18 protein-coding genes are annotated in these 24,088 nt (G+C 61.5%); 8 read left to right on the top strand and 10 right to left on the bottom strand.

Features of this window, described 5'->3' with window-relative positions:
• Window positions 1–14: 14 nt before the first annotated feature.
• The 3 genes from nifJ to G5168_RS10495 form a co-directional block, all read right to left on the bottom strand.
• A complete protein-coding gene (nifJ, locus tag G5168_RS10505) occupies window positions 15–3,590 on the bottom strand; it encodes a pyruvate:ferredoxin (flavodoxin) oxidoreductase (protein WP_421252177.1) in 3,576 nt (1,191 codons plus the stop codon).
• A complete protein-coding gene (locus tag G5168_RS10500; protein ID WP_421252176.1) occupies window positions 3,587–5,233 on the bottom strand; it encodes an NAD(P)-binding protein in 1,647 nt (548 codons plus the stop codon). Before G5168_RS10500 ends, nifJ begins: the two co-directional genes overlap by 4 nt.
• 176 nt (window positions 5,234–5,409) lie before the next feature.
• Window positions 5,410–6,162, bottom strand: a complete 753-nt coding sequence (locus G5168_RS10495) for a substrate-binding periplasmic protein (protein ID WP_421235727.1) — start codon at window positions 6,160–6,162, stop codon at window positions 5,410–5,412.
• 77 nt (window positions 6,163–6,239) lie between these two features.
• Between G5168_RS10495 and G5168_RS10490 the strand changes: the two genes are divergently transcribed.
• Window positions 6,240–8,090 carry an MOSC N-terminal beta barrel domain-containing protein gene (locus G5168_RS10490; RefSeq protein WP_421252175.1) on the top strand — a complete coding sequence of 617 codons (1,851 nt, stop codon included), beginning with the start codon at window positions 6,240–6,242 and terminating at the stop codon, window positions 8,088–8,090.
• A gap of 224 nt (window positions 8,091–8,314) precedes the next feature.
• A complete protein-coding gene (locus G5168_RS10485; protein ID WP_421171973.1) occupies window positions 8,315–10,027 on the top strand; it encodes a methyl-accepting chemotaxis protein in 1,713 nt (570 codons plus the stop codon).
• A 77-nt stretch (window positions 10,028–10,104) separates the two neighbouring features.
• On the opposite strand, the gene htpX is transcribed toward G5168_RS10485, so the two are convergent.
• The 5 genes from htpX to bioB all read right to left on the bottom strand — a co-directional run bounded on the left by htpX (window position 10,105) and on the right by bioB (window position 14,915).
• A complete protein-coding gene (htpX, locus tag G5168_RS10480; protein WP_069527876.1) occupies window positions 10,105–10,977 on the bottom strand; it encodes a protease HtpX in 873 nt (290 codons plus the stop codon).
• A 110-nt stretch (window positions 10,978–11,087) separates the two neighbouring features.
• Window positions 11,088–11,765, bottom strand: a complete 678-nt coding sequence (gene bioD / locus G5168_RS10475; RefSeq protein WP_227340888.1) for a dethiobiotin synthase — start codon at window positions 11,763–11,765, stop codon at window positions 11,088–11,090.
• Between the two features lie 60 nt (window positions 11,766–11,825).
• Window positions 11,826–12,641, bottom strand: a complete 816-nt coding sequence (gene bioC / locus G5168_RS10470; RefSeq protein WP_421252174.1) for a malonyl-ACP O-methyltransferase BioC — start codon at window positions 12,639–12,641, stop codon at window positions 11,826–11,828.
• On the bottom strand, window positions 12,634–13,830 hold the full coding sequence (bioF, locus tag G5168_RS10465; RefSeq protein WP_421252173.1) for an 8-amino-7-oxononanoate synthase: 1,197 nt from the start codon (window positions 13,828–13,830) through the stop codon (window positions 12,634–12,636). Before bioF ends, bioC begins: the two co-directional genes overlap by 8 nt.
• Window positions 13,827–14,915: a biotin synthase BioB gene (gene bioB / locus G5168_RS10460; RefSeq protein ID WP_421252172.1), complete on the bottom strand. Its 1,089-nt coding sequence runs from the start codon at window positions 14,913–14,915 to the stop codon at window positions 13,827–13,829. The genes bioF and bioB overlap by 4 nt, the downstream gene beginning before the upstream one ends.
• A gap of 208 nt (window positions 14,916–15,123) precedes the next feature.
• Between bioB and bioA the strand changes: the two genes are divergently transcribed.
• Window positions 15,124–16,398, top strand: a complete 1,275-nt coding sequence (gene bioA / locus G5168_RS10455; RefSeq protein WP_421252171.1) for an adenosylmethionine--8-amino-7-oxononanoate transaminase — start codon at window positions 15,124–15,126, stop codon at window positions 16,396–16,398.
• A gap of 176 nt (window positions 16,399–16,574) precedes the next feature.
• On the top strand, window positions 16,575–17,387 hold the full coding sequence (locus G5168_RS10450) for a HAMP domain-containing protein (RefSeq protein ID WP_005350472.1): 813 nt from the start codon (window positions 16,575–16,577) through the stop codon (window positions 17,385–17,387).
• Window positions 17,388–17,396: 9 nt separating this feature from the next.
• Here G5168_RS10450 and G5168_RS10445 read toward each other — a convergent pair whose 3' ends face one another.
• Window positions 17,397–17,741, bottom strand: coding sequence for a hypothetical protein (locus G5168_RS10445; RefSeq protein ID WP_005359354.1), 345 nt, complete (start codon window positions 17,739–17,741; stop codon window positions 17,397–17,399).
• A 200-nt stretch (window positions 17,742–17,941) separates the two neighbouring features.
• On the opposite strand from G5168_RS10445, the gene asnS reads away from it, so the two are divergent.
• The 4 genes from asnS (at window position 17,942) to G5168_RS10425 (ending at window position 22,755) form a co-directional block, all read left to right on the top strand.
• A complete protein-coding gene (gene asnS / locus G5168_RS10440) occupies window positions 17,942–19,342 on the top strand; it encodes an asparagine--tRNA ligase (RefSeq protein WP_199416120.1) in 1,401 nt (466 codons plus the stop codon).
• A 110-nt stretch (window positions 19,343–19,452) separates the two neighbouring features.
• Window positions 19,453–20,208, top strand: a complete 756-nt coding sequence (locus G5168_RS10435) for an ABC transporter substrate-binding protein (RefSeq protein ID WP_337073584.1) — start codon at window positions 19,453–19,455, stop codon at window positions 20,206–20,208.
• A gap of 373 nt (window positions 20,209–20,581) precedes the next feature.
• Complete coding sequence (locus G5168_RS10430; protein ID WP_005337916.1) at window positions 20,582–21,925, top strand: anaerobic C4-dicarboxylate transporter; 1,344 nt, start codon at window positions 20,582–20,584, stop codon at window positions 21,923–21,925.
• Window positions 21,926–22,098: 173 nt separating this feature from the next.
• On the top strand, window positions 22,099–22,755 hold the full coding sequence (locus G5168_RS10425; protein ID WP_421171978.1) for a hypothetical protein: 657 nt from the start codon (window positions 22,099–22,101) through the stop codon (window positions 22,753–22,755).
• Window positions 22,756–22,895: 140 nt separating this feature from the next.
• Here the strand turns inward: G5168_RS10425 and G5168_RS10420 are convergent, their stop codons facing one another.
• Window positions 22,896–24,035 (bottom strand): M20 family metallopeptidase, encoded by a 1,140-nt coding sequence (locus G5168_RS10420; protein ID WP_421171979.1) that lies wholly within the window; start codon window positions 24,033–24,035, stop codon window positions 22,896–22,898.
• Window positions 24,036–24,088: the final 53 nt, after the last annotated feature.

Below are 24,088 nucleotides of genomic sequence, written 5' to 3'. Positions count from 1 at the left end.
TCACTCCCCCATTATCACACCGGCGGATGGAACTGGCTGGCCTCGCGGGTGGCCATCTCCTCGTAGGTGGCCCACTTCTGCCACGCCACTTTTTGTGCCACCTGCATCAGCCGTTCGGCCTCCTCCGGATGGCTCTGGGCCAGCACCCGATAACGGGTCTCCTCCTGCCGATATGTAGCAAGGGGGATGGAGGGGCGCAGGCTGTCGAGACTGAAGGGGTTCTGCCCCGATCTGCGCAATACCGGGTTGTAGCGCATCAGCGGCCAGTGACCGGAAGCCACAGCGCGTTTTTGCTGGGTCAGGCCAAACTCCATATCGATGCCGTGGGCGATACAGTGGCTGTAGGCGATGATTAGCGACGGCCCCGGATAGGCTTCGGCCTCACGCAAGGCTTGCAGCGCCTGCTGCGGGTTGGCACCAAAGGCGATGCGGGCAACATAGACGTTGCCGTAGGAGATGGCCTGCAACGCCACATCCTTCTTGGCCAGCGTCTTGCCCCCCGCCGCGAACTTGGCGACGGCACCGAGCGGCGTCGATTTCGACATCTGGCCGCCGGTGTTGGAGTAGACCTCGGTATCCATCACCAGCACGTTCACATCGCGGCCGGAGGCGAGTACATGGTCGAGCCCCGCCGAGCCGATGTCATAGGCCCAGCCATCGCCGCCGATGATCCAGACCGAACGGCGCACCAGCTGATCGATCAAGGAGAGCAGCTCGCGAGCCTTGCCGGATTTCACCTCCTCCAGCCGCTCGCGCACTTGCGCGACCCGGGTGCGCTGGGCACGGATCTCCGACTCCAGCCGCTGCGGGGCGCTAATCAGGGTATCGACCAGCTCTGCGCCCAGCTCCCCCTTCATCGCCTGCAAGGCCGCCACCGCCTGACCGTGATGCTGATCGGCGGTGAGACGAAAACCAAAGCCAAACTCGGCGTTGTCCTCAAACAGGGAGTTCGACCAGGCTGGCCCCTTCCCTTCGCCGTTCTTGGCCCACGGCGTGGTCGGCAGGTTGCCGCCGTAGATGGAGGAGCAGCCGGTGGCGTTGGCCACCAGCATGCGGTCGCCAAACAACTGGGTCAGCAGCTTGAGATAGGGGGTCTCGCCACAGCCGGCGCAGGCGCCGGAGAACTCGAACAGGGGTTCGAGGAACTGGGTGCCGCGCACCGTGGAGAAGTCCACCCGCTCGCGGGCAGGCCAGGGCAGGCTTTCGAACCAGCGCAGTGCCTGCTTCTGACCAGCCAGATGGGGGGCCTTGTCCATCATGGCGATGGCCCGCTCGCCTTCATGGCTCTCATCCGCTCCGGCCCGCACCGGACAGGCCTGCACGCACTGGCCGCAGCCGGTACAATCTTCCGGATAGAGCTGCAAGGTGTAGCGGCTGTCGGGGAAGCCCTTGGCGGTGACGGGCACCGACTGAGCGGCCTCGGGGGCGGTCGCCAGCCAGTCCTGATGGTAGAACTTGGCCCGCAGCGCCGCGTGGGGGCAGACAAAGACGCAGTTGCCACACTGGATGCAGATATCGGAGTGCCAGATCGGGATCTCGCGGGCGATATCCCGCTTCTCGAAGCGGCTGGTGGCGGTGGGGTAAGTGCCATCCACCGGCAGCATGGAGACGGGGATCAGATCGCCGCGCCCCGCCAGCATCTCGCCAGTGACCCGCTGGACAAACTCGCTGCCGCCGGGAGCCAATGGCAACGGATAGTCGCTGATCTGCTCCTCACCGGCCGGGATGGCCACCCGGTGCAGATGAGCCAGGGTGTCATCCACCGCCGCGAAGTTGCGCTCGACCACCTCGGGCCCCTTGCGGGCATAGCTCTTCTCGATGCTCTCCTTGATCAGCGCAATCGCCTCATCCCGCGGCAAGATGCCAGCCAACGCGAAGAAGCAGGTCTGCATAATGGTGTTGATGCGATTGCCCATGCCGTTGCGCTCGGCCACCCGATCGCCGTCGATGCAGTAGAGGCGAATATCGAGAGCGCGAATACGGGCACGCAGCCGCTCGGGCAGCTGGTCCCACACCTTGTCCGCCTCATGGGGGGCATTAAGCAGCAGGGTCGCCCCTTCCGCGGCATGTTCCAGCAGATCCACCGACTCGACAAAGCCCCACTGGTGGCAACCGATAAAGCTCGCCTGCTCGATAAGCCAGGGGGCGTCGATGGGCTCGGGGCCAAAGCGCAGGTGGGAGACGGTGCGCGAGCCCGACTTCTTGGAGTCGTAGACGAAGTAGCCCTGGGCGTGGAACCCCTCCAGCTCACCGATGATCTTGATGCTGTTCTTGTTGGCGCCCACGGTGCCGTCGGCACCGAGGCCGAAAAAGAGCGCCCGCACCCGACTGGCGGGCTCAAGATCACCGATGGGGTGCCAGGCCAGACTGAGGCCCGACACATCATCGACGATCCCCACGGTAAAGCGCGGGCGCGGCACATCGGATGCCAGCTCCTCGAACACAGCCGCGCACATGGCGGGGGTGAACTCTTTGGAAGAGAGGCCGTAGCGACCGCCACTGAGCCACGGCAACCGCTTGATAAGGCCGCGCTGCAAGCCGTCGATCAGCGCGCTCTGTACATCCAGCAGCAGCGGCTCACCGCCCGCCCCCGGCTCCTTGGTACGATCCAGCACAGCCATGCGCCGCACGCTCTCGGGCAACGCATCGAGCAGCGCCTGTACCGGGAAGGGGCGATAGAGGCGAATGACCAGTACCCCGGTCTTGCGATCCTGCCGGTTGAGCCAATCCACGGTAGTGCGGGCGGTGGCCGCTCCCGAGCCCATCAGCACGATGACGTCGGTGGCATCGGGCGCGCCGTGATACTCCACCAGCCGATAGTGGCGGCCGGTCAGCTCGCCCAAGTTGTCCATGCACTGCTGCACCCTCGCCGGTACCGCCTCGTAGAAGGGGTTGACGCTCTCGCGGGACTGGAAATAGGTATCCGGGTTCTGGGCGGTGCCGCGCATCACCGGATGATCCGGGTTGAGGGCCCGGGCACGGTGGGCGCGTACCCAGTCGTTGTCGATAAGGGCCCGGATCTCATCTTTATGCAACGCGACTATCTTGTTCACCTCGTGGGAGGTACGGAAACCGTCGAAGAAGTGGATAAAGGGCACCCGGCATTGCAAGGTGACGCTGTGGGCAACCAAGGCCAGGTCCTGCGCCTCCTGCACCGAGCCGGAGGCGAGCATGGCAAAGCCAGTGCTGCGCGCCGCCATCACATCCTGATGGTCGCCAAAAATCGACAGCCCCTGCGCCGCCAGCGAGCGGGCCGCCACATGGAACACCGCCGAGGTCAATTCACCTGCGATCTTGTACATGTTGGGCAGCATCAGCATCAGCCCCTGACTGGCGGTGAAGGTGGTGGCGAGCGCCCCCGCCTGCAGGGCGCCGTGTACCGTGCCGGCCGCCCCCCCTTCGCTCTGCATCTCCACTACGGTGGGAATGTTGCCCCACAGGTTGGTCTGCCCCTCCGCCGCCCAGGCATCGGCCAGTTCGGCCATGGTCGAGCTCGGGGTGATGGGGTAGATGGCACACACTTCACTCAGCTGGTACGCCACCCGGGCCGCGGCTTCGTTGCCATCGACCATGATCAGTTCATGTTTCATTGGGACTCCTCCGGTTGGCGCAGCTCGATGGCGTGACAAGGGCACTGGTCGTGGCAGGCACCGCAGCCGGTGCAGCGCTCGGCATCCACCTGATACCCCTTGCCCGGCCCCAGCTTGGCGATGGCCTGCTCGGGGCAGCTGCCATAGCAGCCGTCGCACTCGAAGCAGTTGCCGCAGGAGTAGCAGCGCGCAGCCTCGTAGCGGGCGGCCACCTCATCCAGCCCGCCGATGATCTCGCCAAAGTCATCTCGCGCCCACGCCGGTTTGACCGGCTGACTGCTGGCCGGCGCGTGGGTCTGGAACCAGAGTTGCAGCTGTTCCGGCCCCACCAGCGGGTAGGAGAGCGGTTTGTGGTAGTGGCGACCGCGCAGCCAGGCATCCATATGGCGCGCCGCCTTCTTGCCGTGGCCGGTGGCGATGGTGACGGTGCGCTCGGAGGGCACCATGTCGCCACCGGCAAACAGGCCCGGCACATCCGTCATCAGGTTACCCGCTACCTGCACCACTCCCTCCTTGTTGACCCGCACGCCGGGGATGCTCTCAAGCACCGAGAGATCGACCTCCTGACCGAGCGCCAGAATAAGGGAGTCCGCTTCCAGGATTTCAAACTTGCCGGTCGGCACCGGCTTGCCCTCGGCATCCAGCGCCATCACTTCCACTTCGATGCTGGTGTTGTCGAGCTGGCGAATGCTGCGCAGCCAGTTGATCTTGATCCCCTCCTCCTCGGCCTCGTCGGCTTCGAAGGCGTGAGCGGGCATATGATCCCGGTCGCGGCGGTAGATGATCATCGCCTCCTCGACCCCGAGGCGGCGGGCGGTGCGGGCCGCGTCCATGGCGGTGTTGCCGCCGCCATAGATGGCCACCCGCCGTCCCAGTTTGGGTGGCGGCAAGCCCTGCTCTTCGGCCAGACTGGCTTGTTCGAGGAAGCTCACCGCATCGAGGATCTTGCCCGCTTCACGGGCCGGAATATCGACCCGCTTGGCCAGATGGGCGCCGATGGCCATAAAGACGGCATCAAAGCCCCCCTCGTCACGCTCGCGCAGCACATCCTCCACCTTGTGGTTGAGGGTCAGGGTCACCCCGGCCGCCACGATACGGGCTACCTCCTGATCCAGCACATCGCGGGGCAAACGGTAGGCGGGAATACCGAAACGCAGCATGCCGCCAGCAAGCGGCCCCGCTTCGCGGATCTCCACCTGATGGCCGAGCCGGTTGAGGTGCCAGGCGCAGGAGAGACCGGAGGGGCCAGCGCCAATTACCAGCACCTTCTTGCCGCTGGCAGGGGCAGGTGGCGCAGGCTGCCAGCCACGGGCCAGCGCCTCGTCGCCGAGGAAACGCTCGATGGCATGGATGGAGACGGATTCATCCACCTGCCCGCGATTGCAGGCGCTCTCGCAGGGGTGATAACAGACCCGGCCATGAATGGCGGGCAAAGGGTTCTCTTCGATCAGGGTCTGCCAGGCCGCCTCAAAACGGCCGGCCTGCGCCAAAGAGAGCCAGGCCTGGATATTTTCTCCAGCCGGGCAGGCGTGATTGCAGGGTGGCAGGGCCGGCCGCCAGACGGGTAGCCGGGTACGCACCGGGCCTGTTCCCGTTTTCAGGGAGAGATCCGGCAATGGGGTCATGTCCAGTTGTTTGCTCATACATTGCTTTCTTCTTTTTGTGTGACAGGCCCCACCCGATGGCGCTTGATACCGTGTAGCCGAGGCGGACGGTGGCCGGATGGGGAAGAAGCGAAAGCGTTAGAAACTGGGAACTGAGTCGATAATGGCCGCTTTTTTGTACTGATTAGCGAATCAGGATCAAAAAATGTTGCACTTTATGGTTCATAGAGACCAGAACGTGACTCAAGTAACATCTTCTCCAGCTGACCGCTGGCTTTCAGTTTGGCGAGCCCCCGATTGAAGGTTTTGATCAGCTCTTCAGCGTTGGCGCGCTTGCGGCTGATCAACAGATGACCTTCAACTTTCATCACGGGTTTTGAATGGGTTGCAAAGAGATCGACCGTGCTGGCCGGGTAGAACTGACGCAGGGAGTAGTAGCCGACATCTATGTTCTCCAGGGTCAGGTCGGCGCGGCCGGAGAGCAGCAGATCAAAGCTCTGGCGCAGCCGGGTGACGAACTGCACCTGCAGCGGCACCTGCGCGATGGCTGCAAAAAAATCTGCATTGTAGGTATAGCCACTGACCGCAGCCAGCTTGCGATCCGCCAGATCCTGATAGCCACGCCATTCCAGCGGATCGGACTTGAGATAGAACCAGACGTAGGTCTCGCTCAGGATGGGATCGCTGTAGAGATGGGTTTTGCGCCGCTCGCTCGACTCATACCAGTGGACTGTGCCATCCACTACGCCCTCCTCCGACAAGCGAAAGGCCCGTTTCCAGGGCAGAAACTGGAACTTGACGCTCACCCCCTCACTCTTGAATGCCTCGCTCACCACATGAGGGATTAGCCCCTGATATTTCAGCGTCTCGGAGCAGTAAGGGGGATACTCTCCCGTGGTCAGGGTCAGCTCCTGCGCCCAGAGCCCTTGGCAAAAAAGGCTCCCCGCCAGCAACCAGCTTATTTTCATCCCGATGCCCTCTTGTTCTGTTTTCCCAACTATAGACCGCCCCCTTGAAAGGATTGCCGGATCGCCGGGGAACCGTTATGTTCCCCTTTCTCCAGGCGATCTCGCCGCGTCACAAGGATATGAAGATGCCCAGGCTAGACAGCATTCACCTCTACCCCATCAAATCGACTGCAGGTATGCCGCTGGCTCGCGCCCGGGTGACCGAAGAGGGACTGGCAGGGGATCGCCGCTACATGGTGGTCAAACCGGACGGCACCTTTATCACCGCCCGAACCCATCCCCAACTGCAACAGATCGTGGCCACCCCCATCGAAGGGGGCTTGCAACTGCGCTATCCGGGCTTTGAACCGCTCACCCTGCAAGAGGTCGACTTCAGCCGCGCCCCGCAAGCTACCGGAGTCTGGAGCGACCGCTTCACCGCCCTGTACACCGACCCCAAAGCCGATGGATGGCTGAGCCGGGTGGCAGGGGAAACGGTGCAACTGCTCTGGCTGGGTGAAACCTCTGATCGCTTTCGTGAAAAGACCGGCACCCGGGTCAGCTTTGCCGACGGTTATCCGCTGCTGCTGATAAGCCAGGCTTCCCTTGAGGATCTCAATCTGCGCTCCGATGCCCTGCACCAGATGAGCCAGTTCCGCACCAATCTGGTGGCAAGCAACACCCAGCCCTTCGAGGAGGACAGTTGGGTGCGTATCCGCATCGGCGAAGTGGAGTTTAAAGTGGTCAAGCCCTGCAGCCGCTGCATCATGACCACGGTGGAAGCGGGCACCGATCGCTTCAACGCCCTGAAAGAGCCGCTGGCCACCCTCACCCGCTACCGCCGTGGCGAGGATGGCGAGGTCTACTTCGGCCAAAACCTGATCGCCCTGAACGAGGGATGGATTGAGGCAGGCAGCGAGATCGAGGTGCTGGAGCGCACCCGTCCGGTGGTCTATCCCGCCGCCGCACCGAAGAAGCGGGAGCTGGTCTGCGTGGCCCGCGAACCGCTGGCGCGGGATCTGGAGACCTTCTGGTTCGAAGCCGCCGATGGCGAGCCCCTGCCCGACTACCTGCCGGGCCAGCATCTGCCCATCAGCCTCGATATCAAAAACGAGAGGATTCAACGACGCTATACCCTGAGCTCCACACCGGATCACCCGGAGCGTTACGGCATCAGCGTCAAAAAGGTGGAGGGTGGCCGCATCTCGCACTGGTTGCACCAGCAGTTGCAGGTGGGCGACCGGCTGCTGGCCGCCAACCCCGCAGGCGAGTTTCACTTAGGGTCCGAGCGCAACCTCCTGTTGCTCTCCGCAGGCTCCGGCGTCACCCCCATGCTGGCGATAGCCCGCACCCTGGCGCTACGCGGGGAGCTGGAAGAGGTTCACTTTATGCACCTGTGCCGCAGCGAAGCGGACATTCCCGCCGCTAGCGAACTGCACGCCATGGCACAGCAGGGGATGACCCTCACCCTGATCCTGAGCCAGCCGGACAATCACTGGCAGCGGCTGCAAGGGCGACTCAATGATGAGCATCTGCAACTGGTCAAAGGGCTGGCCGAAAAAGAGATCTTTATCTGCGGCCCCCACGGTTTTATGACCGATGCGGCGGCGAAAGTGGCAGCCCTCGGCGTTCCGGCCGCGCGTATCAAACAGGAGAGTTTTGGCGGCACCATTCTCTCGGTGGCCCGCCCCCATCAGGCGGTGCAACTGCGTATCGGCGCCCAAGCCTTTACCGGCAACAATCAGGGCGCTGTGCTGGATCAGGCCAACAAGCAAGGTGTAGAGCTGCCATGGAGCTGCCGCGCCGGCATCTGCGGCAGTTGCAAACAGACGCTGATCTCGGGCGAGGTGGATCACCCCGACGCCCCCGCCATCACCGCCGCCGAGCGGGCAGAGGGCAAGATCCTTGCCTGCTGCGCCGTGCCGCTCACAGACATCGTCATCAAATAAGGTGATCGAGCCACGAAAAGGCTGGCTGGGCCCCGATCCTGGCCGACCTTTTCCCCCCTGTCGACCCGCGGTTCCTCCATTCTCGTCTCTTTCTCGCCCCGCCTGCGCAACCATGCCGACGATGACTTCTATACTCACAGCAATAACAACAAAACCCCTCCGACGTAGCGGCCTTTGCCGTCTGACCAAGGGGGTTACCCGGTGAGAATAAGGACGCTCAAACCATGGAACAGAACAAACCCGCCTTTCAACTCAACCTCTTGCTCTCCGTGATCACCCTGATCCTGCTGTCACTGGTGTTTTTCGCCTACAGCTGGGCGGGTAAACAACTGGAAGAGAGTTATCGACAACAATATCTCTCCTACCTGCTGGCCGACGAGCTGCGCCAATCCTCCGATGACCTGACCCGACTCGGTCGCACCTACGTCATCACCAAGGATCCAGCCTACGAGCAGCAGTACATGCGGATCCTGGCCATTCGCAACGGCGAACAGCCGAGACCGGATGGCTACAACCGTATCTATTGGGATTTTGTCGCGGCCAACGGCCAGAATCCTCGCCCCGACAGCAATGTTCGCCGCGGCCTGATCGATCTGATGAAGGATGCCGGTTTCACCGATGCTGAACTCGCCAAGCTCAACGAGGCCAAGAACAACTCGGATGCACTGGTCAACACCGAGGTGGCTGCCTTCAAACTGGTGCAGCAGACGGACGGTGATCTGGCCGCCAACCAGCAGAAGGCCATCGCCATGATGCATGACAAGGCCTATCACCAGAACAAGGGTCGCATCATGTCACCCATCGACGATTTCTACGTGATGATGGAGGGGCGCAACCAGGAGGCGGTCGAGAGTGCCACCACCAATACCGACATGCTGCGCTATCTCTTTATCGCCCTCGGTCTGGTATTGATGTTCTTCCTCTGGCGCACATATCGCTCCCTGCTCGATCTGGTGGGCACCTCGGTCGAACAGCTCAAGACCGATCTCCATCTGCTGGCGGAAGGGGATTTCTCCCGCCCCATCAAGGTGCCCCAAGGCTCGAAAGAGAGTCTGATCGGCCTGCTTGGCACCACACAGAGCACCCTCAAGGGGATCATCGGCAAGGTATCCCACTCCACCGAGGAGTTGTCCAATTCGGCCGACAGCATCGCCCAGATAGCGGAGCAGACCGCCCAGTTCGCCACCGATCAGCAAACCAGTACCCAGACCATGGCCGCCGCCATCGAAGAGCTGGTGGTGAGCATCAGCCACCTCTCCGACAATGCCAGCCATGCAGACGAGCTCAGCAAGGTCTCAGCCGACACGCTGGAGGAGGGCTCCGGGGTCATCAAGGAGACGCTTGGCAGCATCGAGAATATCTCCACCACTGTGGGGGATGCAGCCAGCACCATCGCAGAACTCAACAGCCATACCCAGCAGATCTCGGAGATCATCGGCGTGATCCGCGGCATCGCCGATCAGACCAACCTGCTGGCCCTCAACGCGGCTATCGAGGCGGCGCGGGCCGGTGAGCAGGGACGTGGCTTTGCGGTGGTTGCCGACGAAGTACGCAATCTGGCCAGCCGCTCGGCGGCCTCGACCCAGCAGATCACCGGGATGATCAGCAAGATCCAGAGCGGGGCGGATGCCTCTATCCGCAGCATGGAGAACACGGTCAACAACGTCTCCCGCGGGGTCACACTGGCCAACCAGACCGGGCAGGCAATCGCCAGCATCCAGAGCCACGCCTCCAATCTCACCGGTCTGATGGGAGAGATCAGCCACACCCTGCGCGAGCAGTCCACCGCCGCCAACGAGGTGGTCTCTACCGTCGGCAACATCACCTCCCTCTCGGAACAATCGGGGGACGCAGCCCGCCACGTGTCCCAAGAGGCAGCCAAGCTCAAGCAGCTGTCACGGGTGCTGCGCCAGGAGATGGGGCACTTCAAGCTTTAAAGAAGGCTGCAAAACAAAACGGCTGCCCCAAGGCAGCCGTTTTTTATTCGGGGTTATCCCCTGTCATTCAGTATCTATCAACCACGCAGGGCGGCGATACGCTGCTCGATGGGCGGGTGGCTCATGAACAGTTCGCTCATGGAGCGCTTGCCGTTGATGCCAAAGGCCATCATGGAGCCTTCCAGCTGCGGCTCGGCACCGCGGGAGAGGCGCTCAAGGGCGGCAATCATCTTGTCGCGACCGGCCAGCTTGGCGGCACCGGCATCGGCACGGAACTCGCGCTGACGGCTGAACCACATGACGATGATGGAGGCCAGAATGCCGAACAACATCTCCAGCACAAACACGGTGATCATGTAGGCAAAACCACCGGTGCTGCTGCTCTCTTCCTCGTTGTTGGAACTGAAGAAGTTGCTGATGACGCCAGCCACGATGCGGGCGAAGAACATCACGAAGGTGTTCACCACCCCCTGGATCAGGGTCAGGGTCACCATGTCGCCGTTGGCAACGTGGCTCACCTCGTGGGCCAGTACCGCTTCCGCCTCGTCACGGCTCATGCTGTAGAGCAGGCCGGAGGAGACCGCCACCAGCGAATCATCTCGGCGGGCGCCGGTCGCAAAGGCGTTCATCTCGGGAGAGTCGTAGATCCCCACTTCCGGCATCTTGATACCCGCTTCGCGGGCCTGACGGGCAACAGTGCTCACCAGCCAGTGCTCGGTCTCGTTACGAGGTTGCTCGATGACCTGGACGCCATAGCTGCGCTTGGCCATCCACTTGGACATCAGCAAGGAGATAAAGGAACCCCCAAAACCGAACACGGCACAGAACATCAACAGCCCGGAAATGCTGGACTTGTTGATCCCCAGAACCGAGAACAGGATATTGAGTACCACCCCCAGCACCAGCATGACGGCCAGGTTGGTCACCAGGAATAGCATAATTCGCTTCATATAGACTCCTTGTGAGAATTAAAGACACGGAGATAGATCACTCGACCTCCCTATCTCCATGTTATGGATGAATTTTAGGGAGACTCGATGAATGTTCGCTGAATGTGACGTCACAAGAGCGGAGAGATATCAAGCCGCCCCTGCAAATCAGCCTCAAATGGATTGTTTATAAAGGGAATTTCCCCCAGAAACGGGGCCGGTAACATCCCCCTCAGGGTGTCCAGATTTTCCTGATAGTGGCTCATGGCACTGTGAAGGCGATTAATAACCCATCCCGCCACTGGCAACCGATCGTTGCGAATGGCAGCAAAGGTGAGCAGTGCATGGTTGAGACAGCCCAGTTTGGCCCCCACCACCAAAATCACCGGCATGTTCTCCTGCTTCACCCAATCCGACAGCAGATGCTTGCGATCCAGCGGCAGATACCAGCCCCCCGCCCCTTCCACTACTGCAAGCTCGGCCCCTGCCTGTTCAATCTTGCGCAGCCCCTCGCTCAGCCCCTGCATGGTAATGGGCTGGCGCGCCTCGCTGGCAGCGATATGGGGCGCAATCGGCGGCTCATAGGCAAAGGGATTGACCACCTCATAAGGCAGCTGAACACTCGCCGCCTCCTGCAACAGAACAGCGTCGAGGTTGCGCAATCCATCGGGTGTTCGGGCACACCCTGCCGAGATAGGCTTGTAGCCGGCACAGCGGATCCCCTGTGCGCTGAATTCGCGCAGCAGAGTGCGTGCCACCAGCGTCTTGCCCGCATCGGTATCTGTGCCGGTGATAAAGAATGATTTCATATGGTTCTCTCCTTGGCAGGGAGTGGCTCACTGCCCTGCACACACTGCAATTCCCGGCGCTCAGCGAGGCTTGCTGAGGCGACCGAGACACACCCGATAACTGGCGACCAACCTGCCACCGGGCTGGCGAAATGCTTCATATGCCTGAGCCAGCTGCTGCAATCTGGCGCGACCGCTCAGACCGGCTGGGGCGGCGCCCCCTTGATTGTCGTTGATCTGATTGGCCCCAATCCCCTTGAGATCGCGCAACAACTGCGGCAATTCAAGATAGGCGAGATCCCAGGTGATACAACGCAGCTCGGGAGCAGATACCCCGGCGCTAGCCAGCGCCTGCTCCAATTGTGGCAGGCTGAGGAAGCGATTGACATGGGCGCGACCATCAAGCTGCTGCCAGGCGGCTCGCAACTGCCAGAGCGACTCATCGAGCAGGGTCGAGAAAAAGATCTGGCCGCCCGGTTTGACCACCCGAAGCAGCTCGCCAAAAGCCTGGGCCGGACGCTCGCACCACTGCAACGCCAGACTGGAGAAAACCCAGTCGAACGAGTTATCGGCGAAAGGAAGCTGCTCCGCATCGCCGCAGAGCAGGCGAGCACCGCTGCCACGCAAGGCGGCCTGCGCCAGCATGCCGGGGGCGAGATCAAGCCCCACCAGCTGCTGACAACGGTTCGCCAGTTGGGGCAAGAAAAAGCCGGTGCCGCAGCCCAGATCCAGCCCGCTCACCGTCAGATCAGTGCCAACCAGCCTGTCTGGCATCCATTCCAGCAGCGTCTGACCCACCTCCTGCTGAAAGCGGGCATGGGCATCGTAATGACGAGCGGCGGCGCCGAAACGGCGAGCAAGCTGCGCCTTGTCGACCGTTTGAAAACGCTCAGCCATAGTGAGCCTCCCCAAGCGTTGTAACTGAAGGGCTGACCCCCAAGGCATCGAGCAGGCGATCCACATCCCGCTCGCGGTGGGCTGCACTCAGAGTAATGCGCAGCCGGGCCGTACCGACCGGCACAGTGGGCGGGCGGATGGCGCTCACCCAGACGCCGCGCTCCCGCAGCCGTTCAGCCAGTTGCAGAGCGGTGCTGCTCTCCCCCACCAGCAGCGGCTGGATGGGGGTATCGCTCGCACCGAGTTGCCAACCCAACGCCTCTGCCCCTTGCCGGAAGCGGGCGATGAGCTTACCAAGATGGGAGCGGGCCTCATCGGCGGCACGCACCAGCTCGATGCTCTTGCTGACTGCGCAAGCCTGCGCCGCCGGCATATGGGTGCTGTAGACATAGTGGCGGGCGAAGTTGACCAAATACTCCACCAGCTCGCGGCTGCCGCCGACAAAAGCGCCAGCCACACCAAGCGCCTTGCCAAAAGTGCCCATCTGGATGTGTACGCTGGCCGGATCTACCTCCTGCGCCGCCAGAGTGCCGCTCCCCTCGGGCCCCATCACGCCGAGACCATGGGCATCGTCGATCATCAGCCAGTTGCCGCTCCGGGCGGCGAGGGTTGCGAGCTCACCCCAGGGGGCCTGATCCCCGTCCATGCTGAACACCCCTTCCGAGACAATCAATCCGCGATTTGGCTCAAGCTGCCGTTCAAGGGCAGCCATATCGTTGTGGGCAAAGCGCTTCATCTTACAGGGGAGCTGACTGCCCATCTCCTGCAAAGAGGCGTGGTTGAGTTTGTCCTGCCACAGCAGATGCTCCTTGCCGAGCAGCGCTTTGAGCACCGCCTGATTGGCCGAAAAACCGCAGTTGAACAGCAGCACCGCCTCCACCCCGAGCCACTCGGCCAGGGTCTCCTCAAGCTGTTGGTGGGCACGGCTGTAACCGGTCACCAGCGGCGAGGCGCCGGAGCCCGTGCCATAACGCTCAATCCCCGCGTTGAAGGCGGCCTTGATGGCGCCGTGATCCGCCAGTCCCAGATAGTCGTTGGCGGAAAAGTTGAAGTATTCGCGCCCTGCAACCCTGAGCCGCCCGCCACTCGCCCCATCGGTCGCGATGCGGTTGCGCAGCAGGCCCGCCTGCTCGCGCTCGGCCAGCGCTGCGCCCAATGCAAAAGGGCCTGTTACTGCTGGGCCAGTCATGACCGCGCAGTCTCTGCACGGGGGCGGGTAGCGTCATAAAACATCTCGGCAGGTTCGCTCTGGCGGCTCACCTCGGCCAGCAACTCCTCTTCTTGTACCTGATCCGGCTTCTGGGCCCGCTGGGCGGGACGAATGCCGAGCCGCTTGAACATCTGCATATCGCTGTTTTCGTCCGGGTTGGGGGTGGTCAGCAGCTTGCAGCCATAGAAGATGGAGTTGGCCCCAGCCATAAAGCACATCGCCTGCATCTGCTCGTTCATCTTCTCCCGCCCGGCGGAGAGGCGTACATGGGAGGCCGGCATCATGATCCGCGCCACGGCGATGGTGCGGATAAATTCGAACGGATCGAGGTTCTCCTGATCCTCCAGCGGCGTCCCCTTCACCTTGACCAGCATGTTGATGGGCACACTCTCCGGGTGGCGCGGCAGGTTGGCCAGCGCCATCAAGAGGCCCGCCCGATCTTTCGCCTGCTCACCCATGCCGACGATGCCACCGGAGCAGACCTTCATGCCAGCACTGCGTACATGTTCCAGCGTATCGAGCCGGTCCTGATAGGTACGGGTCGAGATGATCTCGCCGTAAAACTCCGGCGAGGTGTCGAGGTTGTGGTTGTAGTAATCGAGCCCCGCAGCCCCCAGACGCGCCGCCTGATCGGCGGTGAGCATCCCCAGCGTCATGCAGGTCTCCATCCCCAGCCCGCGCACCTCCTCGATCATCCGGATGATGTAGGGCATGTCCTTCTCTTTGGGGTTGCGCCAGGCGGCCCCCATGCAGAAACGGGACGAGCCGTTGGCCTTGGCTTCGCGGGCCCGCTCCAGCACCTTCTCCACCTCAATCAGCCGTTCGGCCTCAAGGCCGGTGTGATAACGGGCACTCTGGGGGCAGTATTTGCAATCCTCCGGGCAGGCGCCGGTCTTGATGGAGAGCAGGGTGCTCACCTGCACTTCGTTCGGGTCAAAGTGGGCGCGGTGGACACTCTGGGCCTGAAACAGCAGATCGTTGAATGGCAGGGCAAACAGGGCCTGAACCTCGGCGAGGGTCCAGTCATGACGAAGGGCGTGACCGCCCGTGGTGAGAGCATTCATACATGGCTTCCGGTTGTTATTGGTGGGATCCTGCGCCCGCCATCCTTGCAAAAGGTTTTTGCAAGAGCGTGAGCGTAAAACCCGCCGCCGGGCCCGCGCGCTCAAGGTGATGCGCAGTGCCAAGTGGCTGAAATTGTTGGCTAGTGTAGAGAGCACGCGTAGACTGTCAACACCGACCAGATAAAACCAATTGACAACAGAACAACAAATGACCAACCAAGAATTCGACCTGCACCACATCTGGCACCCCTATACCTCCCTCACTCACCCCCTGCCCTGCTATGAAGTGGCCAGCGCCAAAGGGGTGACCATCACCCTCAGCGACGGCCGTGAACTGGTGGATGGCATGAGCTCCTGGTGGGCTTGCGTGCACGGCTATCAGGTGCCGGAACTGGACGCCGCCGCCACCGCCCAGCTCGGCAAGATGTCTCACGTGATGTTTGGCGGCCTAACCCACGCTCCGGCGGTCGAGCTCTGCCGCAAGCTGGTGGAGATCACTCCGAAGGGGCTTGATCGGGTCTTTCTGGCCGATTCCGGCTCGGTAGCGGTGGAAGTAGCACTCAAGATGGCGCAGCAATACTGGCACGCCAAGGGGACGCCCAGAGCCAAGTTTGTCGCCCTGCGCAGCGGCTATCACGGCGACACCTTTGGCGCCATGAGCGTCTGCGATCCCGATGGCGGCATGCATGAGCTCTACAAGGGATTCCTGCCGGAGCACCATTTTGTCGATGCGCCCAGCTGTCGCTTCCACGCCGAGTGGGACGAGCAGTGCGTGGTGGAGCTGGCCACACTCATGGCCGATAACCACGAGGAGATCGCCGCCATCGTGCTTGAGCCCATAGTGCAAGGCGCTGGCGGCATGCGCTTCTATCACCCCCGCTATCTGCAGTGGGTACGCGCCCTGTGCGACGAGTTCGGCGTGCTGCTGATTGCCGACGAGATTGCCACCGGCTTTGGCCGCACCGGCCAGCTGTTTGCCTGCGACTGGGCGGGGATCAGCCCCGACATCATGTGTCTGGGCAAGGCGCTGACCGGCGGCTACCTCACCCTCTCGGCGACCCTGACCACCGAGCATGTCGCCCGCACCATCTGTGACGGCAAGGCGGGGGTCTTTATGCACGGCCCCACTTTTATGGGCAACCCGCTCGCCTGCGCGGTGGCCAACGCCTCCATCGAGTTGCTGCTGGCCTCACCGTGGCAGGAGCGGGTGCGCACCATCGAGCATCAGCTGCGAACAGAACTGGTAGAGCTGACCCTGCACCCGGCGGTCGCGGATGTGCGAGTGCTCGGCGCCATCGGGGTGGTGGAGATGAAAGAGCGGGTGGATGTAGCGCGCATCCAGCGCAAGTTTGTCGAACTGGGCGCCTGGATCCGCCCCTTTGGCAAGCTGGTCTACCTGATGCCCCCGTTCGTCATCACCCCTGAAGAGCTGCGGGTATTGACCGGCGCCATCCGTCAGGCCATTTCCGAAGGCGAGTTTTAAGGCATGCAGCGGGCGGCCATCGCAGCCGCCCGTTTGACTACCGGCATTTGATATATAAAGAGGGCAACTTTATCCACTTCAGTGCAGTTTCACTTGCCGTAATGTGAGCAAAACACCAGACCTGAGGCCCCAAGAGGGGTAAACTGCTGCGGTTTTACCATCAAGAAAGACTGCTCATGCGCCTCTCCATTGCTGCCAAAATCAACTTTTTCCTGCTCTTCATCTTCTCCATGGTACTGGTCTTCTCCGCAGCCTATCAGGCGGTGCGCGAGCGCGATCTCATCCTGACGCTCATCAAGGAGCAGAGCCGCGAGCAGACCGAAGCCTATTTCGACGGCCTCAACATGCTGATGCTGACCGGCAAGATGGATGCCCGCGATACCCTGCGCGGCAAGTTTCTCGACCACGCCCATGTGGAGGATGCACGCATCGTTCGTGGCGACGCGGTGAGCAAACAGTTCGGGCCGGGACGGGAGACAGAACAGGTAAAAGATGAGTTTGATGAGCTGGCACTGGCGGGCAAAGGGAGCCTGGAGGTGGTGCACAACGGCATGCACAGCCGTCTGGTGGTCACCCGACCGCTGCTGGCCAAGAAGGATTTTCGCGGCACCGACTGCACCAGCTGTCATCTGGTGCCGGAGAACACCGTGCTTGGTGCGGTGCGCTTTGACTACTCCCTCGATTCGCTGTTTACCCGGGTCGAGCAGAATATTCTCACCTCGGCGCTCATTCTCACCGGCATCTTCGGGATGGGACTGCTGCTGACCCTCTGGGTCATCCGCACCTGGATCGTGCGCCCTCTCAACCAGTTGACCCGCTCCATGGAAGAGGCCACCGACCTGCACGACTTCGGCCACCGGCTGGAGGGAGATGACGGCGACGAGATTGGCCGGGTGGCGGTGGCCTACAACCAGATGCTCGACAGTGTGGAGCGCCAGCTCGGCAAGCGCACCAAGGCCAGCAGGCAGGAGCCGGATCAGCCCCGCTGAGGCGGGCGCTTAACCGACGTAGTAGAAGAGCAAGCTGGCGATCAGCACCAATAGCAGGATGGCCAGATTGACATGCCGGGAGTCATCCTGACGGCGGCTGCGCTTGCGCTCCAGCAGCAACACCGCCAGCGTCAGGGCGCAGCAGCTCCAGAGCCCGTAGACCAGCCAGGGGGTAAGGGCCGGGTCCCAATAATCGCGCACCTCGATCCCGCCATAGACCAGAAAACCGTAGGCAATTTCGGGACGGGCATAGTGGTAAAGGGAGAGCAGCACGATAAAGCCGCCCCAGCAGAGCATCACCAGCCCCTGCAACACCCGCGTCAGCCAATCTGGCCCATGCCGCCGATCTTTCACCCACCTCTCCTGCGCCCGTGACACTCTTGTTGAGTGAACCATGCCGAAAACCCCACCAGAGTCCGACATTTTTGCTTGTTTATCAAACCCGCGCGGGTAAGATTGACGGCTTAGTCTGCCATGGTGGGCCATCTGTGCCCGGGCCAGACTCCCTAGTGTTGCAAATAGCGCTGCAAGAACAAGCTGGAGACAATATTTCGATGACGCACGCATCCGTAGTAGATGTGCTGGCCGGTAAGTATCCGGTCGGCACCACCCAAACTGTCAAAGGGTGGATCCGGACTCGCCGTGATTCCAAGGCGGGGATCTCATTTTTGGCCATTTCCGATGGCTCCTGTTTCCATCCGGTACAGGCAGTTGTCCCCAATACCCTGGCCAATTACGAGAATGAAGTGCTGCGTCTGACCACTGCCTGCTCCGTGGAAGTGACCGGCGTGGTTGCCGCCTCTCAGGGCAGCGGCCAGGCTTTCGAACTGCAGGCGACCGAGGTGAAGGTAGTCGGTTGGGTCGAAGATCCGGACACCTACCCGATGGCTGCCAAGCGCCACAGCATCGAATACCTGCGTGAACAGGCCCACCTGCGCCCGCGCACCAACATCGTTGGCGCCGTGACCCGCGTTCGTCACTGCCTGGCGCAAGCCATCCACCGCTTCTTCCACGAAGAGGGTTTCCTCTGGGTTGCGACCCCGCTCATCACCGCTTCTGACACCGAAGGTGCCGGCGAGATGTTCCGCGTCTCCACTCTGGATCTGGAAAACCTGCCGCGCACCGACGCCGGCAAGGTGGACTACAACGAAGATTTCTTTGGCAAAGAGGCTTTCCTGACCGTATCCGGCCAGCTGAACGCCGAAACCTATGCCTGCGCCCTCTCCAAGGTCTACACCTTCGGCCCGACCTTCCGCGCTGAAAACTCCAACACCAGCCGCCACCTGGCCGAGTTCTGGATGGTTGAGCCGGAAGTGGCCTTCAACGATCTGGAAGATAACGCCGCACTGGCCGAAGCCATGCTGAAGTATGTCTTCAACGCCGTACTGACCGAGCGTCGCGACGATCTGGAGTTCTTCGCCCAGCACGTGGACAAGGATGCCATCGGCCGTCTGGAGCGTTTCGTCTCCTCCGACTTCGCCCAGATCGACTACACCGACGCCATCGAAGTGCTGAAAAACTGCGGCAAAAAGTTCGAGTTCCCGGTCTCCTGGGGTATCGATCTCTCCTCCGAGCACGAGCGCTATCTGGCCGAGGAGCACTTCAAGTCTCCGGTGGTGGTAAAGAACTACCCGAAAGATATCAAGGCCTTCTACATGCGCCTCAACGACGACGGCAAGACCGTTGCCGCGATGGACGTACTGGCACCGGGCATCGGCGAGATCATCGGTGGTTCCCAGCGTGAAGAGCGTCTGGACGTGCTGGATGCCCGTCTGGCCGAGATGGGCCTGAACAAGGAAGATTACTGGTGGTATCGCGACCTGCGTCGCTTCGGTACCGTGCCGCACTCCGGCTTCGGTCTGGGCTTCGAGCGTCTGGTGGTTTACGTGACCGGTATGGGCAACGTCCGCGACGTGATCCCGTTCCCGCGAACTCCGCGTACCGCCGAGTTCTGATCAGCGGCATATTGCCACTACATTGCAAAAGCCGTCCTCAGGGTCGGCTTTTTTATTACCCCCGTTATGGGTAATACTCAGAACCAATCGACACAAGGAATGGGTCGTTCATGGGATATCGTCGGCTTCTGACACTCTTGCTGCTCTGGCTCCCCCTGCAATTGCGGGCAGAACCCGTGCACCTGACCACCCTGGAGTGGCCCCCCTATACCAGCCAGCATCTCCCTGATGGTGGCCTTACCGGCCATATCGTCAAGCGTGCATTTGCCGAAGCGGGGCTGGAGGTTCAGTTTGACTTCTACCCCTGGCATCGAGCCATGTTGCTGGCATCCGATCCCGCCCAGCACTACAGCGGCTACTTCCCCAAATACTTCGCCGATGATCTGGATAAACGGTGGCATATCTCCACCAGCGTGGGCAGTAGTGTGCTGGGCATGGCGCAGCAAGCCGGCCCCCCTATCCACTGGCAGCGACTCGAAGATCTCGCTTCCTACCGGATTGGGGTCGTCGCAGGTTATATCAATACCCGTGAATTTGATGCCCTGATGGCCAGCAAGCGCCTCAACACCTTTGCCGTGGACGACGATCACCTCAACCTGCGAAAATTGCAGCGCGACCGGCTCGATCTGGCTGTGATCGACCGGGATGTTTTCTACTGGCTCACCTATCACGATGACAAACTCCACCCCGAACAGCTGCAGTTCAACCCGAAGATCCTCGGGTACAAGAGCCTGCACATCATGTTCCGTCCCGATCAACAGCAACTGCAACAGCGAGTGAACAATGCGCTAGCCAGACTCGATATCAAGGAGCTGAGCGAACAGTATCAGCGTCGCTATCTGCTATCAGCACCCGCCCCCCGATGAGCAGAGTCGCAGAACACCCCATTTGCCAAAAAAGATATCTTTAACCCGTGTTTTTAAGCCTCTTCTCCCCTGACCCGGGCCTTTTTCCACAACTTCCTTACCAACGCATTCCCCATCACAACTCCTCTGGTTGCACTCTGATGGGCTGGCCCCGAGTGATACCACTTGTTGACAAAAATAATGTTTTTGTTAGTACGTGGTTTTTAAGTGGTTTAATCAAAAATTCATCGAGTTATTGAAGTAACTCAATTTTTTCACTTTTTCAGGGGAGCAGAATAGCAACTAACCCTTTTGGGCTAAATAAAACAGACAATGACAATTCATGGTTCAGGCTACCCGCGGCAATATGGGTTGAATCACACGAGGTAACGGAATGATCTTGATGGAATTTTTAGTGGTACTCGGCTGCTTGCTGCTGGGTACCCGCTTTGGGGGCATGGGACTCGGTCTCATCAGTGGTATCGGTCTCTTCCTGCTGACCTTCGTCTTCGGCCTGGTGCCGGGCGAACCGCCTGTTCAGGTAATGCTGACCATTCTGGCGGTGATCGGCTGTGCCGCCACCCTGCAGACTGCCGGTGGCCTCAACCTGATGATGCAAGTGGCCGAGCGCCTGCTGCGCCGTCACCCGCAATACATCACTATCCTGGCGCCGCTCACCACCTGGACCCTCACCTTCCTATGCGGTACCGGCCACGTGGTCTACACCATGTTCCCCATCATCGCTGACATTGCGCTGCAGAAGAACATCCGTCCCGAGCGCCCGATGGCTGTCGCCTCCGTTGCCTCCCAGATGGCCATCTGCGCCTCCCCGGTCTCCGTTGCCGTGGTCTCCATGGTCTCCATTCTGGCGGCTGGTCACGGTATCGGTCAGGCTTACGGCCTGCTCGACATCCTGATGATCGCCATCCCCTCCTCCCTGACCGGTGTCATCGTGGCAGCCCTGTGGAGCCTGCGTCGCGGCAAGGATCTGGACAAGGACGAAGAGTTCCAGGCCAAGATCAAAGACCCAGAGCAGCGCGCCTTCATCTACGGCGGTGGTGAAACCCTGCTCAACACCAAGTTCCCGAAAGAGGCCTACTGGTCTACCTGGATCTTCTTCGCCGCCATCGCCGCCGTGGTATTGCTCGGTGCCAACGAAGGTCTGCGTCCGGTGTTCACCATCAAGGACAAAACTGGCCCGCTCTCCATGAACCTGGTGATCCAGATGATGATGCTGATCGCCGGTGCCATCATACTGATGCGCTGCAAGGTCAAGCCGGGCGAGATCGCCAACGGTGCCGTCTTCAAGGCGGGTATGGTCGCCATCTTCTCCGTATTCGGGGTGGCATGGATGAGTGAGACCTTCTTCCAAGCTCACATGCCGCTGCTCAAAGAAACCCTGGCCCACGTGGTACAGGCCCAGCCCTGGACCTACGCCCTGGTGCTGTTCCTTATCTCCAAGCTGGTGAACAGCCAAGCCGCAGCCCTCACCGCTATCGCCCCCATGGGTCTGGCGCTGGGTGTCGAGCCCAAGCTGCTGATTGCCTTCCTGCCAGCGAGCTACGGCTACTTCGTGCTGCCGACCTACCCGAGCGATCTGGCCTGTATCGGTTTCGACCGCTCCGGCACCACCCGCATCGGCAAGTTCATCATCAACCACAGCTTCATCATTCCAGGGCTGATCGGGGTGGTGACCTCCTGCTCGCTGGGCTTTATCCTCACCAGCATCCTGCTCTAATCGCAGCGGTGTTTACCACGCTATTGCAATACAGGCCCCCGCTTCGGGGGCCTGCTTTTTTCCAGCTCCGTTACCTCAACCACTTCCCCGCCGCCATTTCCGGACACTATGCCTTTACCTCTGCCCCCGCCGCTGGGTAGCATGCCCCCTCGTTCACCACCGGAATCTCATCCATGTCTCGCGTCATCCTGCTCTGGAGCGGTGGCAAAGATGCCATGCTGGCTCTCTGTCATGCCCGTCAAGCGGGCCATCAGGTGGTGGCACTGGCCACCTTTGCGCCGCCAGAGCCCCGATTTCTCGCTCACCCCTTGCCGCTGGTGCGCCGTCAGGCGGAAGCCCTCGGGCTGCCCCATCTGCTGGTCACCATAGAAGCGCCGTTCGATCTCGGTTATGAGCGGGAACTGGCACGGCTCAAGGAGGAGTGGCAACTCGATGGCGTAGTCACCGGCGATATCGACAGCGTGGGGGGCGCACCAAACTGGATCCGCGAACGCTGCCGCCCGCTCGGGCTCACCGTCCATACCCCGCTCTGGCAGCAATCTCGCCAAGCCTTGCTGGCGGATATGCTGGCCCGCGGCATCGTCGCCCACCTCTCCTGCATCGATACCCGGGTGCTGGCCCCCGAGTGGACTGGACGCCCCCTCGATGCCGCCACCCTCTGCGAGCTACAACAACTGGCCGAGCGCGAGGGCTTCGATGCCTGCGGCGAGCAGGGGGAGTACCACACCATGGTGACTGACGGCCCGGGCTTTGCCGCCCCGCTGCGCCTCGATGGCTGGCAGGTAGCACGGCAGGATCATCTGGCCTATCTGGCTGAGCCACAGGGGTAACGGCCTCAAGCCATCTGGCGCGCTCGTTCAGGGACGCGCGAAAAATCGAGATAAAAAAAGGGAGGCAACAGCCTCCCGTTTGGAGTGGAGCGGACCAATTTTGAGCGGGCCATGATGACCCGAACAAGGGATAAACCGGCTTATTTCGCCAGCTTGCCCAGCACCCGCTGCAGCAGGCGGATGCGCGGCTCGATGCTGTCCAGCAGCAGGAATTCCGCCTCCGAGTGAAAACCGCCCCCCATGGGGCCGAAACCATCGAGGGACGGCACCCCCGCGGCGGCGGTAAAGTTGGCATCCGAACCGCCACCGGCCTCCAGCCAGTTGAAGGAGATCCCCTCCTCTTTCGCAGCCGCCTCCACCAGCGCCATCACAGCTTCTGTATCGCCGCTCGGGCGCATCGCCGGCTTGAAGGTCTGGCGATCCACCTCGACCCGACAGCCCGCAAGGAAGGGGTTGTTGGCCATAAAGGTGAGCCGCTCGTGCACCGCAGCGGCCTCTTCGTTACTCCAGAAACGCAGATCGACGATTGCCTCGGCAAAGTCGGGCACCACGTTAACGCCGGTGCCGCCCTGTACCACGCCGACGTTCATGGTGGTGCCCGTGGTCATGTTGACCTGCTCGTTAATGGCCAGCACCCAATGCGCCAGCTCGGTGATGGCGGAGATCCCTTCGGTCAGGGCCGAACCGGCGTGGGACGCCTTGCCGTGAAAGGTGATGCGGTACTTGGCATTGCCCTTGCGGGCGCTGATGAGATCCCCGTTGGGGCGCGCCGCTTCGGCCACCAGCACGCAGCCGCTCTGTTTGGCCTTCTCCACCAGCCAATCTTTCGACCAGGGGGAGCCAATCTCTTCGTCGCAGTTGCAGCAGACCAGCACCTTGAGCTTGGCCAGCTGCACCGGATCCATCTCTTTAAGTGCATACCAGATAGAGAGCAGGCCACTCTTCATGTCCGAGACACCGGGGCCAAAGGCTTGATTGCCTTCGATTTTCAACGGGCGCTTGGCCGCTGTTCCCTCGGGGAAGACGGTGTCCATGTGGCCCACCAGCATCACGTCGTAGTGAGCGGCACCCGGTGCATTGGTTGCCTCGAGGCAGGGGCCGCACTCGGCAGCAAACTGGTGGCGGGTCACCTGCCAGCCGATGGCCTCATATTTCTCGGTCATGATGTCGGCCACTTTGGCCACCCCGGCCGGGGTGCGAGTACCGCAATCGAGGTTGATGAGCGGGGCCAGATCTGCCAGGTAGGCATCCAGAGAAAAAGCGTTGCGAGAGTCTGTCATTGTCATCTCCTGGGACGGGAGGGCAGGCCTCCCGTCCGACAGCCGAGTGAAAG

The sequence above is a fragment of the Aeromonas sp. 600724 genome (assembly GCF_049175135.1).
GTDB classification, from domain to species: Bacteria; Pseudomonadota; Gammaproteobacteria; order Enterobacterales; family Aeromonadaceae; genus Aeromonas; species Aeromonas veronii_A.
This window is presented reverse-complemented; position numbering and strand designations above follow the sequence as displayed.